Here is a 17,168-nt window from a genome sequence, read left to right as displayed (position 1 = left end):
CCATCACCTCGACCATCAGGAAGGAGGCCGCGCCGTGGCCGACGACACTGAGCACCAGGACCAGCCCACCGCCGTTGACGTCACCAGCCCGGCCGCGCCCGCCCGCGGCCGCCACCGCCGGCCGACCGCCGAGTCACCGCGCGGACGGCGGGGCACCCGCTGGGCCATCGGCACCCTGGCCGCACTCGCCGTCCTCGGCGCGCTCACCTGGGCCGGATGCGGCACCGGCGGATCCGACGCGGTGATCCAGCGTGGATCACTCGCGCGTATCGGGGTCGACGTCGACGACGTCGCCGTCATCGAGCCCGTGCCGGTCACCTCGCAGCAGCTGGACCAACTTCCCCGCGCCGACACCTTCGGCACCGTGTCCGCCGCCCTGCCCGACCCCGCACCGCGCGACGCTCCCGGCGGCCGGCTTGTCCACCCGACCGCCGTAATCCCGGTTTACGTCGCCCCCGGCGGCCCGGCGATCGCCGCGCTGCCGCCCACCGAACTCGTCAGCGACACGTGGCTGCCCGTCGTCGCCGAGCAACCCGGCTGGGCCGAGGTCCTGCTGCCGAGCCGGCCGAATGACCGCGCCGGATGGCTCTACCTCGACGACACCCTCAGCACCGCCCACAGCTCGTACCGGCTCGAGGTCGACCGCGCCCGGTTCACCCTCGACCTCTACCGCGACGGAAAACCGGTCGGGCACTGGACGGTCGGGGTCGGCAAGCCCGGCTCGCCGACCCCGGCGACCCGCACGTTCATCCTCGCGTCCATCAGGGACGTTCACCCGACGTTTTCGCCGATCATCCTGCCGACCGGCGCCCACAGCGACACCTTCTCCACCTACGGCGGCGGCCCCGGCACGGTGGGCCTGCACACCTGGCCCACCGCCGACGTCTACGGCCGCCCCAGCTCAGACGGCTGCATCCGGATTCCGCCGGACGCGCTGCAGGTGATCAGCACGCAGGTCCCGATCGGGACCCCGGTGCTGATCCGGTGAACACCCATCCAGGCCCGGCCGGGCCACTTCAGGCAAGGGGGGACCACGTGGTCCGCAACTCAACCAGAACCGTTCTCGCCGGTATCGGCGCCGGCGGTGTCCTCGTCGCCAGCGCTACCGCGCTCGTGCTCACCGCCGGGGCGCCCGCCGACGCGGCCGCAACCACCTCGACCGCCTACGGCGTCTCGGCCAGCGGCGTCGACCCGGTCGGCGCGACACCGTCGGTGTCCAGCAGCGGCGCGGTCAAGACCGCGTCGGGGTCCGCGTCGGGAAAGGCCGGCACGTTCAGCGCCTCCGGGATCACGGTCAAGGCTGGCGCGGGCATGGCCGAGGCCACCGTCAGCTCGCTGACCGTCGGAGGCAAGTCCATCGGCCGCGCGTCGGCGACGTGCAAGAACGGCGTCGTCAGCTACAACAGCCCTCCCGCGATGAAGACGGACAAACTCGAAGTCATTCCGGGCGGCGGCGGCGCCGCGGCCGTCGTCAGGATCTACGGCGCGGGCGGGAAGGCCGTCGAGACGATCACCGTCGCTGTCGTCAAGTGCGGCACCGGCACCCCGCCGCCGACCAGCCAGCCGCCGACCGGCAAGCCCACCCAGCAGCCCCCGACCGGCCAGCCCACGCAGCCGCCCGGCGGCAAGCCCACCCACCAGCCCAGCGGCAAGCCCACCCAGCAGCCGCCGACCAGCACGCACCGGCCGGGCTCGACGCCGGACAAGCCGGCGCCGCTGCCCGTCCCGCGCGACGGTCACCACCCGGTGACCGGCTGAGCGACCTAACCCCCGTCGCTCGGAACCCCCACGGCTCGGCGGGCCGCTCCATCTTCCCCGGGAGCGGGCCGCCGAGCCCCACACCTCAAAGGAGAACCCGTGATCAGCAAAACCATCGCCCGGACCATCGTCATCGGCGGGCTCGCCGGCGCCGCCGCGCTCGGCACCGTCGGCGTCGCCGCGGCCGCCACGCCGGGCTCGTACTCCCACGGCATCACCGCCTCGCCGAACGCCGCGATCGGCACGGCCGCCGTCAGCCCGGACACCCGCGAAGGCGGGGTGCAGCCGGACGGCACCCGCATCTGGGCGACGCCCGGCAACCGCAACTGCATCGTCCAGCCGGACGGCACCCGCATCTGGTGGTGATCAACTGCCTCCGACACCGGTGATTCAGCCCGTATCGCGGACACCGGAACCGGAAGCACCGAGTGTGGGCGGGGCGGCGCCCCACACCCGGAAACCCCACCGCAGAAAGGTTTCCCGTGCCAGCGCCACCGCCCACGCCACGCCCAGCGAAGCTGCTCAGCCGCGGCAACCGCCGACTCGCCGACGCCGGCGTCTACACCTGGACGCTCCCCGCGCTCTCGGCCCGCCTCAACGGCGTCACCATCCGCACCTGCCCGTCAGCGGGCATCTGCGCGCACGTCTGCTACGCGCTGGCCGGAACCTACCGATTCCCGAACGTCCGCCGCCGCCACCTCGCCAACCTCGCCTACGTCACCGAGGACCTACCCGGATGGGAGCACGCGATGACCACCGAACTCACCGCCGCGCGCTTCACCGACGCCTGGGTCCGCATCCACGACGCCGGCGACTTCCTCTCCGACGCCTACACCCTCGCGTGGCTACGCATCATGCGAACCAGCCCGCGCACCAACTTCTACTGCTACACCAAGGAAATCCGCCGGTTTCGGCGTCTCGTTGAGCCAAGGCCGCCCGAGAACTTCCTCTTCGTCTACAGCTTCGGCGGCCGCGACGACCAGCTGCTCGACGACCGGCGCGACCGCGTCGCCGACGTCTTCCCTACCCGCGCGGCCATCGAAGCCGCCGGCTGGAATTCCCAAGAGGACTCCGACCTGCTCGCCGTCCTCGGACCAGCTCCGGTCGGCATCCCGGCCAACAAGATCGCGCAGTTCCTGACCCGCCTGGAAGGCCGCACCTTCCGGCAATGGCAGGCCGAAGACGACGCCCGCCGCGGCCGCCGCCCCTGCAGCGAGCGCGTCGACGACGCGCTGCGCCGTCAACCGCGTCGCGGGCCCGCCGGGCTGATCCGCGCTGCATCACACCGACCCGCTGACGACCAGCGCACCGGCGTCGACGCCCCGGCCGTCCGGGAGGCCCCGTGACGTCGCTGCACCTCGTCCCCGTGTCCTTCGCCTACGCCGCCGGGTTCGTCGACACCTGGCACCGCACCCACAAGCGGCCCCCCGGCTGCAAATTCTGCGTCGGCGTCGCCGACCACGACGGAGTCCTGCGCGGCGTGGCCATCGTCGGCCGGCCAGTCTCCCGGATGCTCGACAACGGCGCCACGCTCGAGGTCGCCCGCACGACCACCGACGGCACCCGCAACGCGAACTCGATGCTCTACGGCGCCGTCACCCGCGCCACCTTCGCCCTCGGCTACAGCCGGCTGATCACCTACACCCAGCGCCCCGAGAGCGGCGCATCGCTGCGCGCCTCCGGCTGGCGCGTCATCGCCGAGCGCCCAGCCAGGCCCGGGTGGACACGGCCCAGCCGCCCCCGCGTCGTCCTCGGCACCGAAGCCATCCCCCGCACGCTCTGGGAGGCCACGTGACGCCCCCGCCCGGCGCCCCGCGGCCCCGGCGGTGGTCGGCCGACGTGAACCGCACCAGCCCGCGCCCCCAGCCCGCCGTCCGGCGCCGCCCGCTTCGACCGGGCCGCCCACGGCGACCACGACCCCGCACCACGGGGCACGCCGACAACGAGGAAGGAGGCCAGCACCACCGGCGGCCGCCGGGCTCCACACCGATGGCGCGCGCGACCGCCCCGTAACCCCCCAACGGGAGCGCGGCCGCCGAAACCGCGGCCGCATGTCGCCCACCACGGCCACCCCGGAGCCCGGCCGCCACCGGCCACCCGGACCGACCACGACCAGGAGCACCATGGACCACCACCCGCGGCCCGACAGCACGCCGGCACCCGGTGACGCCGTGCTCGCCCCGCTGATGCCGGTGATCCTGCGCGGCGACGCCCGCGCGCTCCCGCTGCAGGACGCCTCCGTCGACCTCGTGGTCACCTCCCCGCCCTACTACGCCCTGCGCTCGTATCAGGACGGCGGCCGCCACTACGCCGGGCAGCTCGGCGACGAGCCAAGCCCCCGCGACTTCCTCGCCGCGCTGCTGGACTGCACGCGCGAGATGGTCCGCGTCCTCAAGCCGACCGGATCGATCTTCCTCGCCCTCGGCGACAAGTACTCCGGCGCGCAGGGCCAGACGCAGACCGGCGTCCACGGCCGGCAGCACCGCACCGACAGCGCAGCAACCTGGCGCCAGACTGACCCCCGCCGGACCGGTATCCCAAACAAAAGCCTCATGCTGCTGCCTGAGCGCTTCCGCATCGCCGCCGTCGACGAGCTCGGCCTCATCGTTCGCGCCGTGATCATCTGGGCGAAACCCAACGGACTGCCCGAGTCGGTGACCGACCGCGTGCGGCGCTCGCACGAGGACTGGGTCCACCTCACCGTGCAGCCTCACTACTACGCCGACCTCGACGAAATCCGCGAGCTCTACGACGGTGACCGCGCCCTTTCCCGGCGCGTCAAGCACTTCGGGCCCGGCAAGCACGTTCAGCGAGCCGCCTGGCACAAGCAGCACCCGCGCGGCCGGATCCCCGGCTCGGTGTGGCTGATCTCCGCCCAGCCCTTGACCGTGCCCGCGGAGCTCGGCGTCGACCACTACGCCGTCTTCCCGCCGCAATGGCCCAGCCGCCTCGTGCGCGCCTGGTCGCCCGTCGGCGGAGTGGTTCTCGACCCCTTCGGGGGCACCGCCACCACCGCGCTCACCGCGGCCCTCAACGGGCGGACCGGAATCAGCGTCGACCTCTCCGCCGACTACGGCCGCATCGCCCGCTGGCGCGCCACCGACCCACGAGAACGCGCCCGCGCCGCCGGCACCGACCCGGCGAAGGCCGCACCCGCCGACCCCGCCCAACCCGACCTCTTCGGAGGGCTGCCCGAATGACGTCCTACCCACCCGCTCCCCACTCGACCGGCGCCGCCGACGCGGCGTCGGTGATGCACGCGGGATCACCCCGCCGCAGCCAGGACCCGGCATGACCGGGCCGACGCTGGTGACGACCCACCCCGCACCTGCGAGCGGAGCCGGAAACGGCGCGGCACGCGCGAGCCGCGCCGCGCGGCCTGCCGCCAGCACCAACCAGCTCGGCGAGCAGCAGTTCGCCGCCGACCGTGACCGGCTTGCCCGGATGGTCCGCACGGCCCCGCGCTTCCTCGACGCCGTCCGCTGGTGGGCGGGATTCCCGCTCCGCGGTGAACAAGTCGCACCGCCCGCAACGCACGAGCTCAGCGAGGCCTCGGCGACACTGCTCGACCTCCCGGTCGGCACGATCGTGCTCCGACGCGAAATCCGGCTGCTCGGCGCCATGACCGGCCCGATCCTCACCGTCGCCACCGTCACCGAGTACGTCCACGAAGCCCTGCTCGGAGCCGACCTCGGCGCCCGCCGCGCCCTGCGCGACGGCGGACAGCCCGTCGACGACGTCCTCGACGGGCTCCACCGTGCCGCCTACCTGCTCACCCGCCCGCCCGGCGACGACGAGCACCAGGAGCACGACGTCCCCGCGCTCGTCTCCCACGCCGTCATCAGCGGCGCCGGCCGCCCCGTCGCGCTCACCACAGAGGCCGTTCACCGGCAGCTGATCACCCACCGCGCTCCGGACACGATCCCGCACTACGCCGCCCGGATCCCCCGGCCCGCCCGGATCACGCCATGACCGCCACCTCGCTCCGGCGCCCGCACACGCTCGCCTGCGGTGCAGCGAAGAGCACCTCACCAGCCCTATTTCCCTGCCACGAGAGGAAGCCATGTCGACCGGCCTGTCGGACGAACTCCGCATCCAAAATCCGCTCATCCCCCCGTTCGCTCTCGGCGCCCAGAACCAGAAACTAGCGCCGGTGGTCCACGACGGCGTCGTCGATCCCAAGGGTCTTACCTGCGGACTGGTGCGGATGGAAGGTGCCCACCACGCGGCTCCGCACATCCACGAGGCTTCGCCGATCCTCGTTTACGTGCATTCGGGAATGATCGCTTCACTCGTCGGCGAGGCGCTGGAGCCGCTGTTCCACGCACCCGGCTCGATCCTGTGGGTCGGGCCCGGTGTGGTCCACCTCGGACTCAACCTCGATCCCGTCACCCCCGCCGAGCTGCTCGAAGCACGCACCGACCCCGCCTTCAACGTCGACGTCCATCGTCGCCCGGACCTCGACGCTCTCGTCGCGGAGCGCGTCGCCGACCTGCAACGCCGCTACGCCGCCGGCCAGCTCGACGACCAGCTGACCGGCCCAACCGTGCACATCGTGTCCCGGTGAGCGCCATGCACCTCCTCCCTGACCCGCCGACGTACGCCCGGCACCCGGCAATCGAGGCAGCCCGACCCGCGCTACACAACGCATCGGGCCAGCGAACCGATGCCCCGAACCCGGTTGCCTCAGCCCGCACGTATCCGCCCGGGGCCCGATCATGACGGGCCCGGCCCGACGGCCGCCCTGGATGCGGCTCGCGCTGCTGGGCGCCGGTGCCCTCACGATGGGCGTGGGCATCGCCTTGCTGGTCTCCAGCCGGCTGGGCATGGTGCCGATGGACACGGTGCACCTGGCCGTCGCCCACGCGTTCGGATGGACACTCGGTCTCGGCATCCTGGCCTGCCAGGCGGCCCTGCTCGCCACGTTCCTCCCGCTGAAGGTGCGACCAGGCATCGGCACCGTCGTCGGCCTCGTGGTCCCCGCGGGCACCGCCGACGCCGTTCTGGCCGTCCTGCCGTCGCTGGGCAACCTGGTCGTGCGGCTGGTCATCTTCGCCGCAGGCGGGGGCCTGTTCTGCCTCGGCGTCGCGCTCTACCTGGCCGCCGCTCTCGGCCCGCTACCTCGTGACGGGCTCATGCTGGCCCTGGGCGGAGACCGGGAGGCAACCGGCCACAACGGACGGCGGCTCGCGCTCGCGCGAATCGGTATCGACGTGGCGTTCGTCGCGTGCGCCACGTCGATCCTCGGTCCCGCCGAGGCCGTCCGGACCGGGGCAGTGGGTGCGGGCACCGTCGTGTTGGCCCTGGTCAGCGGACCTGTGATCGCTCGCGCGCTTCGCCGTCTTCGGCGAACCCCCTGGCTTGCGCCCTCAACACCTGGACAACTACACCCAGCACGGGAACACCACGCCGCCGCGGAGACCTCATGAAGGCGACCTCGTTGTGCGGCTACGCGGCTTCCCCAGCTGATTCAGGCTGGATCGCCAGCGCGATTCACACGCTCGCACGGTTCAGCGTGACCATCCCAGGGACGGCGAAAATATCCGCTGCTGAAAGGGTTTTCGACTTCAAGTTTCACTTGACAAAAGGTGGAAAGTGTGCATTGTGGAGAGTCTTATCGTTCGCCCCCAGCGCCGGACTCACTCCGGCGTTCGCGGCCGCCGCGCCGACGGCGGCGATCACCGGGCTCGCGCTCCATGACGGTGCCACCGATCGCGTCGCCGACATCGCCGGTGATCAAGCTGCGCCGGTCGCCGTGCCCCACCCCGCCGTCTACATAGGAACGGCCGTGGATGCCAGGCCTGATGCGCTCGCAACCTGGAGCGACCAGGGAAAAGTCCACGCCCAGCAGGTGCGCACGCCGTCCGGCAGCCGCGCTCACGACCGGAGTTTTTTCCGGAAGAAACTCACTCGAGGTCAGCGTGTCGAGACGTCACAACGCGGCGACGTCCGATACAAATACGCCATGGGTAGACCACGCCTTGGGCGCACGGCCAACGTCGACGTGCCCGTCACGCCGGAGTTGAAGCAGGAGTTCCAGGACTCCTGCAACGAGGCCGGACGTTCGATGACGGACGTGGCCAACGAACTTTTCGCGCTCTGGGTTGCGCAGCGCCGGAAGGCGCCGAAGCAGCAGCCCTTGCCGCTCATGAACCTGAAGAAAGCGAGCTGAACACCGGCACAGGATGTGCCACAACTGAATACGTAGAAGGGGCGTCCGAGAACCGGATAGCCCGAGGGCCCGCCGTAGCGGGCGGGCCCTCGGAAGTCTGGGGAGACCCAAGCCTGGCAGCAAACAGTCTCCCGCGCGCCCCACCGACTACCCGTCACAGGAGGACCAGCGGTGGAACGCTGCCCCCAGGGTAGCGCACACCCTCGATCAGACCAGCCGTCTGACGAAAAACACGCCCGCGTGTCGCAACACACCCGGGACCCGCTCGGCGCGAGTGCGCCAACCGCCGAGCAACTACACGCCCTTGACCAGGCGCTATTCGATGCGCCCTACATCGTCATCGACCGCGACAACAACAAGGTCGTCACGGCCGCCACCGCCGACGCCGCGCGCGCCGCGCTGCAGCAGCACCCCGCCGCCGTCTCCATCGTCGGCACCGCCCGAGCCGGCATCGAGGTCGTCGACGTCGACCCGGCCGACACCGGCGCGCCCGCCGAAGCGGGCACCGCCGCCTCCGAGAACCTCCGCGACTGGCTCAGCGGCTACGGCCTGCCCTACCTCCGCCGCGCCTCCGGCCGCCCCGGCGGCCACCACGTCATCGCCCGCGTGCCTGCCGCCCTGCTCGACGCCTTCGCCTCCTACGTCGCCGAGGTCGCCGAGCACAACGGCGTTGCCGCCACGCTGCGCGTCCCGCGCACCCTGCGCCTGCTCACCGCGCCGCACCGCCACGGCCACCCCGCCCCGGTACTCGAAGGCACCCTAACGCCCGCCGACGCCCCAACGGCGTCCACAGGCCCCGCCAGGACCCCAAAGCGCCCCGCCCACCGCCCCACGTCCGGGCCGAGCAAACCGGGCCAGCAGACCGCATCCGAACGCGAATACGGCCGCACCTGCGCGGCGATCCGGCGCGGCCTCAACTTCACCCAGACCTGGGCCATCCTCGGCGACTGCAAGGTCGTCGAGCGCGGCCAGGCCGACTTCCGCCGGTTCATGTGGTTCCGGGCCGTCACCGAGGTCGCCGCCGAACGCGGACTCGACGAGGATGCCGCGTGGGACCTCGCCCGCGAGGCCAGCACCGCCCGCGCGCGTTCCCTTGGCCGCCAAGCCTGGCGCGATCGCTACTGGCTTCCCGCCGTCGAGCGCGCCGCCGACCCGACGCAACCGCGCGTCCGCCGACTCACCGACCGCGCCGACGAGCCGCCGCAGACGTCCACAGCGGATCCCGCCGAGCAGGCCGCCGTTCTCGAACGCACCCGCACCGCGATGCACGACGCAGCGGCCGACCTCATCGCCAGCTTCCGCCCTCAGCGGCAGAAGAGCATCCGTGCCGTCATCGACGCCCTTGCCGTCGCCCTGGTCAGCCGGGACGGCAGCATCGACGTACGCACCCTTGCCGAACAGGCCTGTGTGTCCAAAGGGGTCACAATCCAGGTCAAAGCCGACCTCACCGAACACGGCATCATCGCGGTTGCCGAGAAGTACGGCGGCGGAGCCGACGACTGCCACCGCTACGTGCTGGGTTCCCGCGCTGAACAGGCACTTCCGCAAAACGAGACCACTAGGTTGTACACCCCCACCCCACGCTCCTACGGCCACGCCAACCCCCAACGTATGCGCCTGCACCACGTCCGGGAACGCACCCGCTGGCAACTCCGCTGCACCCTCGAAGAAGCCAACCGCCAGACAGGAGAACGCTGGGCCACCAGCCAGCACCCAGCCGCCAAAGCAGCACGAAGCCTCTGGGCTCAACGCGCCCGCTGGGAGGCACTACCCGAGGACGTCCAAGAGCAGAAACGCAAGCAGCGCAGGGCTTTTCTCGGTCGCCTAGCGCCCGACGAGAGGAAACGATGGTTCGACTGGCTGAACCGTCGCGACGACCTGGCGCAGGCCGCAGCACGCGCACGAACTGGACAAGACCATCCCGCCGACGTCGTCGCGCTCACGGCCGCCCCGCTGACCGTCCACTTGGGAATGCGCGAGCGAACATGGCTGGACGGACCCGTTGCTGCACCACATGATCCAGGCCAGCCACCGTTGTTCGACCGGGCAGCATGATGCGGCCCGGATCAAGCGGCCGAGCCGGTCGCATCCGCCGCACGCCGCGCTGCAAGGACCTCGCCGACGCCGAGCGGTACCTGCTCCCCCGAGGCGTGCAGGTACCGCTGAGTCGTCCGGATCGACGCGTGACCGAGCAGCAGCCGGATCTCTTCGATGTTGGCTCCGGACTCCAGCGCCAGCTGGGCCGTCGTGTGCCGGGTGACGTGCGGCGTCATCCGCTCGACCACTTCGGACGGAAGTCCCGCGAGCGCTGCCACACGGCGGAGCAGCCGGAACACCTCGTGCGGCGTGATCGGCTTGCCGGTCCTGGTCATCAACAGCGGGATCCGCGTGCGGCCGCCGGCCTGACCGCGCCGGACGACGACCTTGAGGTCCGGGCGGCTGTCGAGGTACGCCGACAGCCGATCCCACGCGATGTCGGCGAGCCCCAGCGGCCGGTACTTGCCACCCTTGCCCAGCACGCGCAGCTTCCGACTTCCCTGGCGGTTGACGAGATCCTGGACGGCCAACCCGCACAGCTCCCCGATCCGCACGCCGGTGATCAGCAGCAACGCCACCGTGGCCGCGTGACGCAGCCGCATCGGGCCCTGCAGCTGATCCGCCGCCTCGATCATCGCCACGGCCTGCGCCGACGTCAGCGAAATCGTCGGCGAGTCCTCCGGCGGCCGAATGCCTTGTGCACCAGCGGAAACCCTGGCAGCGGGCGACTTCTCGATCAGCCCCTTGTCCGCAAGGAACTGGTGCCAGGACCGAACTGAGCACAGCGCGCGCGCCCGCGTCGCGGTGGCGTAGCCCGCGTCTTTCAGCGCGGCCAGCCACCGGATCACCTCGATTTCGGTCACTGCCAACGGATCCAGGCCGCGAGCCCGAAGCCACGCCCACCAGTTCAGGCCACCCAGCAGCGGCGAGCGCGCCGGACCTTTCTCCGGGTGGGCGACCGGAACCCGGTACCCGAGGTCTCGTGCGTAGCCGCGGGCGGTCGCCCACGACTTCGCGCTCAGCCGCTCCAGCCACTCCTTGGTCTCGTCGATCAGCTGATCGCCGAGGTCATCCCACGTCGACCCCGCGTCGGCGCGCACCAACGAGCCCGTTGCCTCCACCATCCGAACCGACCGCCCTCGGTCCCGGCGACGCCGGCGGCATCGCTCACTGATCAGTGAGCAACATCTACCACCCGCCACCGACATTCCGGCGCAACCCCCTGCCGCTCGGTGCGGCTGTTCCAGGCCCCTCTTCGACGTACCGTCAATGGACGTTATCAGTACAACCGGGCCGCATCGACGCTCTTGGGTCGACGCCCGATCACACAGGCCCGTTTTGTCACGGTGACGAATTAGCGGCCAGGCTCCGCCAGTCCACGGCGCCGTGATTCAGCCCGCATCCGCTCGGCCGGGCGCCACGTCGCTCACCGTCTCCCGGCCCGGCGGCGACCACGATAGAATCGAACAGCTAGTGATCCCCGCGGCCGCGGGGCTGACGTCCGGACGACAACGCCCGGCACCGCAGCTCGCCCACGGAGGAACCAGATGCCATCCCACACCGCCGACGGTCCGATCAGCACAGCGGCCCGCCGAATCTGCCGCGACGTCAACCAGAACGTCGCCGCCATCACCCGGTACTACGACGCGGACGGGATCTACCTCCGCGGTCACGAAACGGGGATGCACTACGCGAACCCGGCTGACCGGCCGACGGACGCCGCTGTGCAGGCAGCCGGCCGCCGCGACACCGCGGACCGCATGACCGAACGCGAAGCGCAGGACCTCCTCGACGCGTACGCTGCAACCGGCCGATACGACGGTGCCGAACACGGAACGTTCCTGCACGATATCGAATTCGAGCGCAGCTGTGCGCGGGAACGAGCTAGCTTTGACACCTGATCCTGGAGCGGGTGACGGTGCCGCACCGCGCCACAGCGGAGCAGAAGGAGCGCCCTGGTGACCGAATCCACCGGCATCCCGGGGGTCGACGCGCTGGTTGCCGCGCACGCCGCCGAGCGGAGCCAGCTCAACGCCGCGTTCGTAGTGAACGCGGCTGAGGGTACCGTGGCCACCGTCCGACAGGACGAGTTGGTGGCGCAGCAGGCCGCGGCCCGGCGCCGGTGGACGGCAGCTAAAGGTCAGCTGACCAAGGCACGCAAGGACGGCAGCGCCGAGAAGATCACCGCGGCCCGGCAGCGCGCCGACAACGCGTACCAGGAGTTCACGCGGATCTCCGACGCGGCCATCGCGGAGATGCAACAGCTTCTCGGCGCCCGCCTGACCAGCAACGGTGAACTGCTGAAACAGGCACGGCAGACCTGGAACACAGGCTCGGCCGTCATCGACGCACTGGTCCGGTCCGGCTCGACAGAGCCTCCGTGCGCCGGCGCCCGGTGACCGCGACCTCGTCCCCGCGGCACCCGAACAGCGATCGCCTCCCCGCCGGTCGCCAGCGATTCAGGCTGGATCGGGACCTGTAGCCGAGGCCCGGCTACTCGGCCGACTCCATCCTGGTCGGAGCGTTCGTGATCGGCTGACGTGCGCGCCCCTCCCGCCGACCGGGAGGTTCGGCCCGATCATGATCCTCAAGAAGCCGAGCAAGCTCCGCGAGCGCGCCCTCGCTACCGCGCGGTGAAGACTTCCGCGTCTCGGCCAGCAGACGGCGGGCAGCCTCTGGCGTGCCGACCAACGAACGCCACCCCTCCCCCGCGCCGCCCTGATCGAGGAGCCACAGCTCGTGTGGGCACGGCACCTCGAACGAGGTCCCCGCCCGCACCGCCGCGGCCGCGGCCGCGCACGCGGCCGCCCACTCCGTCACGTGATCCCGCAACCAGGCCAGCGGCGCGACGACCCCGCCAAGCTCCGGACCGAACCGCATACCCAGCGCCCGGGGTGACAACCCGATCGTCCTGCTCATCGACGACAGCGAGAAGCCGTCTACCAGGGCAGGCACAGCGGCCGTCCGCTGCAGCCGGTCGGCCATTTTCGTCAGCTCGTTCCGGACCGCCTCGATCCCGTGCAGCCGGACGATCGGATCATCGCGGTGCGCACTGCCGCTCACGAGCTCGTCAACCGCCAGGCTCAAGGCGTGGGTGACCCTCTTCTCCAACGATTCGAGGACACCGGCGACGTCCAGGGCAGGCAGCTTTGACTGCTCACCGGGCTGCCGGGTGTCGAGGGCCAGATCCAGCCGAAGCCCGTTGAGGCCTGTCCGGATCACGTGGTCGATGACGTCTCGCGCCGGATCCGCCGAGTAGTCCGCGACGCCGGCGTGCACGATCGCGAAGCGCGCCAGCTCCCACACCTCCGGCGGGATCGAACCTGGGAAGTCGGTCCGGTCGTACGCGTGCAACACCTCGAACGGCGGGTTGATCAACAAGACCGGCTCGGCGACCACCTTGCTGAGGAACGCCGCCACCACCGCCAGGTCGGTCCGGTCACGGCGGTAGCGCAGGCCGGCGACGTCCACCACAGAGCCCGCGCGAACGGCGGACCGCGCAACCTTCCGCATCGTGTCCGCAGCAGGGCCGTCGATCCACTCGAGGTGCCAGCCGAGCCCGCTGCCGAAGTCGTCGTAGGTGGCGGTGACCTCGACGCCGGTTTTCTGCGACAACGTCCTCGCCAGCTTGTGCATCGCAGAACTCCGGCTCATGCAGCCAGACTCCCAGGTTGGCAATCAGATTGCCAACCACTCTGAACTGCGCAAATCTGCCGGACGGCGGTGCCCGCCGAAACCCGGACCACAACGCCGCCGATCCAGCCCGCATCGCCCGCCGGTGCCGATGCTCCGCTACGGGCCCGGACGGAAGGGGCGTCTCCTCGTCGACCATGCGACCAACCGGGCACGCCACGTCCTCCTTCGCCGAGCACCGACGCGCCTTCCGGAAAACGCCGGGCACCACCGCTATCCTGGTCGGCAAGGCCGCCACGCGTCGCTGCCGGACTCCGAATCGCTCGGTCACCCACGCTGACCCGCGATGACGAGGACAAGGGTCTCGGACTCACGCGTCACTTGAACCTTCCCGTTTCGGTCCTGCTCGTTCAGGCCGGGGAAGGCGTGGGCATCCCCGGCCGGAACCGAGGAGTTGACCATGACCACCGACAAGGCGGCCAAGCGCGCCGCCCGCGAGCTCGCCGGAGGCACGCGCGACCGCCGCACGACCAGCTCCTACACCGCGGCGAGGAGGGCCGACGCCCGCTCGTCGCGGCGCCACATCGAAGCCCTGGACGAGGAACCACCGGCCACCATGGACGCGTCGGCGGCGGTGATGATGGCCCGGCACCTGCGCGCCGCTCAGCTGCACCTCTCCGCCGTCCGCAGCCTCGCGACCGGGCAAAACCTCATCCCATCCTCGACCGCCAGCGACGCCCCGGCCGGTCCGTTCCCGGCGATGCAGGCCGCCGTCGACGACTCGATCGTCACGACGCTGCACCTGCAGATGTGGGCCGACCGGACCGCGCACGCGTCCGGCGCGATCGACGAGCCGATCGACAGGGGGCTCAACAGCGACCCGGCGACGAGCGCGGCCTGGCAGCAGCTCTACCCCGGCCCGCTCGACGACGTCAGCATCACCTGGTGCGCCGCCGCCGGCGGGAAGATGCCGCAACTCGGCGACACCCTCAGCGGGACCGTCGACGATCCGCCGTGGGACCGGACGCGCTACAGCCTGCCCGGTGCCGTGCCGACCTGGACCCTCTCGGCCTACGCCGAAGGCCGCAACGTCCACCGGGCACGTGACGTCGTCCCCGCCACCCCGGCCGCCCCGATCTGGGCCGCCCACGAAGGCCTACACCGCTACGCGAGCGACTGGATGAACCGCCGCGGGGACTCCCCGGCCGACCTGGCGGCCGCGCTCGACGGCCTCAAGGAAGTCGCGGGGATGCTTCCTGACGTCGCCGAGCAGATCGTCGGCGAGGTGACCGCTCGACTGGAACGCGGCCGGCTGACAGGGGTAGACCGCGAGCGGTTCGCCGCCGCGGCCGCCACCCTCACCGAGCTGCTGGCCAAGCCCGCCGACGATGGCGGCCGGGTCAACCAGCTCGGCCGGGCGCTGTGGCAGATGCGGCGGGCGCTCACCGGTGCCGCCGTGACCACCCGTTCCGATGCCGGCGCGCAGTTCTCGCCGTCCCTGCGCCGCGAGTGCGAGGGCAAGACCGCAGTCGAACTGCGGAAGCTGCTCGGCGAGGAGATGTTCCTCCAACGGCAACGATCGCGTGTCCGTCCGGGCGTCTACGACCGAGCCGAACAGCTGGAAGCGATGCTGACCTGGATGCACGCGACCGGCGCGAACACCTACTCGGCCACCCGGCACGCAGCTACCGTATAACGAGCTATTCAGGGCGGGATCGGAACCTGCCGGTTCCGATCCCGCCGATCCGCGTCGCGCCGAGCAAGATCGCTGGCGCCTCGATCGATGCGAGCCCGATCTCCGGCGCAACCTGATCTCGACGCCGCCAGGACGACGTGCCGCAACGCCCCACGACGTGTCGTCTGGGAAACTCCCCCAGTGCCGAACATCCAGACGTTGACGCCCAGATCAACGGCACCCACCCGGGGAACGTGGGCTCACCCTCCGACGACCTCACGAACGCGTGAACCGCACCTCGGTCGACCCGTCCGCCACAGCGGCCGATTCAGCGCGCATCGCCTCGCCGACACCGGTGCCCGGCTGGCACCCGTCGCAATGTGACCGCGCGTGCCCGTTGACGAGGTTGTCGCGGCTATCCGCGCCGCTGCGACCGCAGTCCGACAAGTGCGAGCCACGCTGGAGCAGGCACAGCAGCTCACCGCGGAGGGTCGCGACCTCCTGAGGAACCACACGGTCGGCGCCGGTGCCCCGGAGCCGACCGAAGCGATGAACCATTACGGCCAGGCGCTCGACGGCCCCGAGGGCATCGCGCGACAGCGCGACAGCCTGAAGCAGGTGGCGTCACGTCTCGACGGCTACGCCGCCCGCCTCGAGGGCGCGCCGAGCGGGCCCAGCCAGCCGCCGACGGGGTCGGCCGCCCAGCCACAACCGCGTCCGCCGGCCAACACGCCGTTCACGAACGGCCACGGCGACAACTACCCGCGGGAAGCCGCCGACCTCGCTGCCCGGCTCCCGCCGCGCGTCACGCCGGGAGCCAACGAACGAACGCACGCCGTGGCCCGCTGGAGCGGCACTGTGCTCCCGACCGTCACCTCGGGCGCCGACCAGCTGACCGACGCCAGCGAAAGACTGCTCCGCGAAAACGGCTGCACCGAAGCGCAAGCCCGGTACCTCAAGTACCACGCCGAAATCAAGATCGCCGAGCTGATGCTCCGCCGCGACGACATGACCGACGTCGAGGTGGCGATCAACTACACCCCGTGCGGCATCGAGGTACAGCAGGACTTCGCCGCCACCTGCGACAAGCTGCTGGACCGGATCTTTCCCAGCACCGGCCAGCGCAGTTTGACCGTCTACGGCACTTACCAGGACAATCGTCCCTACCGGAAGCGCTACGGAAGGCCCCAGCCGTGACCCTCGCCCTCGACCTCGACCAGGTCCGCCGCGACAACACAGCGACCCTCGCCGTCCTGCGCGCGGTTCCCGACTACCTCGAACTCCTGCGCTCCGGCACCCACCACGACCGCGACACCCACGCCCCGGTCGCAACGCGCTGGGCGCTGTGGGCCCGCGCCATCGACGATGGCCCGTGCCTCACCGTCGGCATCCACGGCGACAAGGGCACGCTCACGTGGTGGGCCGACGGAGCCAACGAGGAATTCGTCCCGGCCGGCACCCAGCGCCGCGGCGACGTCATCGAATACTGGTTCGCCAGCCAACCGGTCGGCTACACCGAAGGCGAGGAACTCCCGGCGGAGTACGTCTACGCCGCGCTGGGCGAATTCGTGGCCACCGGCAAGCGCCCGACGATCATCCAGTGGATCCCCGCCGCCGAGGTCCCCGACCAGCGCCGCCCCACGTCGACGACAGCCGACCCGATCTCCCAGGCCTGGGGCACCGCACTCCCCGCGAACGGCCAGTAACCCGACCTGCGCGCTCTCCCCTGAACGACCAGCACGCCACCAGCAAACCCGGACCACAAACGATGCAGCCCGTATCGCACCAAGCTTGGGCACGGCCCCCGGCTCGCGGGTGTCCCGGGTTCGGCTGGCGGCGGATAGGACCCGCTGGCGGGGGCGCTGAGTAGGCCCTTTGCGGCCCCCTCAGCTG

General features: G+C 71.3%; 18 protein-coding genes. 16 read left to right on the top strand and 2 right to left on the bottom strand.

What is annotated here, in order from left to right:
• Positions 1-34: 34 nt before the first annotated feature.
• The 11 genes from AB0M93_RS44545 (at position 35) to AB0M93_RS44495 (ending at position 9,985) form a co-directional block, all read left to right on the top strand.
• A complete protein-coding gene (locus AB0M93_RS44545; protein ID WP_364286171.1) occupies positions 35-988 on the top strand; it encodes a L,D-transpeptidase in 954 nt (317 codons plus the stop codon).
• 47 nt (positions 989-1,035) lie between these two features.
• Positions 1,036-1,758, top strand: coding sequence for a hypothetical protein (locus tag AB0M93_RS44540; protein WP_364286169.1), 723 nt, complete (start codon positions 1,036-1,038; stop codon positions 1,756-1,758).
• 99 nt (positions 1,759-1,857) lie between these two features.
• Positions 1,858-2,124 (top strand): hypothetical protein, encoded by a 267-nt coding sequence (locus tag AB0M93_RS44535; RefSeq protein ID WP_364286167.1) that lies wholly within the window; start codon positions 1,858-1,860, stop codon positions 2,122-2,124.
• Positions 2,125-2,240: 116 nt separating this feature from the next.
• On the top strand, positions 2,241-3,104 hold the full coding sequence (locus AB0M93_RS44530) for a hypothetical protein (protein ID WP_364286166.1): 864 nt from the start codon (positions 2,241-2,243) through the stop codon (positions 3,102-3,104).
• A complete protein-coding gene (locus AB0M93_RS44525; RefSeq protein WP_364286165.1) occupies positions 3,101-3,553 on the top strand; it encodes an XF1762 family protein in 453 nt (150 codons plus the stop codon). The genes AB0M93_RS44530 and AB0M93_RS44525 overlap by 4 nt, the downstream gene beginning before the upstream one ends.
• A gap of 328 nt (positions 3,554-3,881) precedes the next feature.
• Positions 3,882-4,958 (top strand): site-specific DNA-methyltransferase, encoded by a 1,077-nt coding sequence (locus tag AB0M93_RS44520; RefSeq protein ID WP_364286163.1) that lies wholly within the window; start codon positions 3,882-3,884, stop codon positions 4,956-4,958.
• A gap of 91 nt (positions 4,959-5,049) precedes the next feature.
• Positions 5,050-5,730, top strand: a complete 681-nt coding sequence (locus tag AB0M93_RS44515; RefSeq protein WP_364286161.1) for a hypothetical protein — start codon at positions 5,050-5,052, stop codon at positions 5,728-5,730.
• A gap of 91 nt (positions 5,731-5,821) precedes the next feature.
• Positions 5,822-6,325, top strand: coding sequence for a hypothetical protein (locus tag AB0M93_RS44510; RefSeq protein WP_364286159.1), 504 nt, complete (start codon positions 5,822-5,824; stop codon positions 6,323-6,325).
• Positions 6,326-6,476: 151 nt separating this feature from the next.
• Positions 6,477-7,187, top strand: a complete 711-nt coding sequence (locus tag AB0M93_RS44505; RefSeq protein ID WP_364286157.1) for a hypothetical protein — start codon at positions 6,477-6,479, stop codon at positions 7,185-7,187.
• Positions 7,184-7,930, top strand: coding sequence for a hypothetical protein (locus tag AB0M93_RS44500; protein ID WP_364286155.1), 747 nt, complete (start codon positions 7,184-7,186; stop codon positions 7,928-7,930). The genes AB0M93_RS44505 and AB0M93_RS44500 overlap by 4 nt, the downstream gene beginning before the upstream one ends.
• A gap of 240 nt (positions 7,931-8,170) precedes the next feature.
• Positions 8,171-9,985, top strand: coding sequence for a hypothetical protein (locus AB0M93_RS44495; RefSeq protein WP_364286153.1), 1,815 nt, complete (start codon positions 8,171-8,173; stop codon positions 9,983-9,985).
• Between the two features lie 11 nt (positions 9,986-9,996).
• Here the strand turns inward: AB0M93_RS44495 and AB0M93_RS44490 are convergent, their stop codons facing one another.
• Complete coding sequence (locus AB0M93_RS44490) at positions 9,997-11,091, bottom strand: tyrosine-type recombinase/integrase (RefSeq protein WP_364286151.1); 1,095 nt, start codon at positions 11,089-11,091, stop codon at positions 9,997-9,999.
• A gap of 423 nt (positions 11,092-11,514) precedes the next feature.
• Between AB0M93_RS44490 and AB0M93_RS44485 the strand changes: the two genes are divergently transcribed.
• Both AB0M93_RS44485 and AB0M93_RS44480 read left to right on the top strand, forming a co-directional pair.
• Complete coding sequence (locus AB0M93_RS44485) at positions 11,515-11,868, top strand: hypothetical protein (RefSeq protein ID WP_364286149.1); 354 nt, start codon at positions 11,515-11,517, stop codon at positions 11,866-11,868.
• A 57-nt stretch (positions 11,869-11,925) separates the two neighbouring features.
• Positions 11,926-12,366, top strand: coding sequence for a hypothetical protein (locus AB0M93_RS44480; protein ID WP_364286147.1), 441 nt, complete (start codon positions 11,926-11,928; stop codon positions 12,364-12,366).
• A 94-nt stretch (positions 12,367-12,460) separates the two neighbouring features.
• Here the strand turns inward: AB0M93_RS44480 and AB0M93_RS44475 are convergent, their stop codons facing one another.
• Positions 12,461-13,603 (bottom strand): hypothetical protein, encoded by a 1,143-nt coding sequence (locus AB0M93_RS44475; RefSeq protein ID WP_364286145.1) that lies wholly within the window; start codon positions 13,601-13,603, stop codon positions 12,461-12,463.
• A 457-nt stretch (positions 13,604-14,060) separates the two neighbouring features.
• Here AB0M93_RS44475 and AB0M93_RS44470 point away from each other — a divergent pair, with 457 nt between their 5' ends.
• The 3 genes from AB0M93_RS44470 to AB0M93_RS44460 all read left to right on the top strand — a co-directional run bounded on the left by AB0M93_RS44470 (position 14,061) and on the right by AB0M93_RS44460 (position 16,981).
• A complete protein-coding gene (locus tag AB0M93_RS44470; protein ID WP_364286143.1) occupies positions 14,061-15,296 on the top strand; it encodes a hypothetical protein in 1,236 nt (411 codons plus the stop codon).
• A 369-nt stretch (positions 15,297-15,665) separates the two neighbouring features.
• Positions 15,666-16,472 carry a DddA-like double-stranded DNA deaminase toxin gene (locus AB0M93_RS44465; RefSeq protein WP_364286141.1) on the top strand — a complete coding sequence of 269 codons (807 nt, stop codon included), beginning with the start codon at positions 15,666-15,668 and terminating at the stop codon, positions 16,470-16,472.
• Positions 16,469-16,981 (top strand): Imm1 family immunity protein, encoded by a 513-nt coding sequence (locus AB0M93_RS44460; RefSeq protein ID WP_364286139.1) that lies wholly within the window; start codon positions 16,469-16,471, stop codon positions 16,979-16,981. Before AB0M93_RS44465 ends, AB0M93_RS44460 begins: the two co-directional genes overlap by 4 nt.
• Positions 16,982-17,168: the final 187 nt, after the last annotated feature.

The organism is Amycolatopsis sp. NPDC051102, from assembly GCF_040682815.1.
Taxonomy (GTDB): Bacteria; Actinomycetota; Actinomycetes; order Mycobacteriales; family Pseudonocardiaceae; genus Amycolatopsis.
The sequence above is the reverse complement of the archived record's forward strand: the minus strand, read 5'-3'. Positions and strand labels throughout refer to the sequence as shown.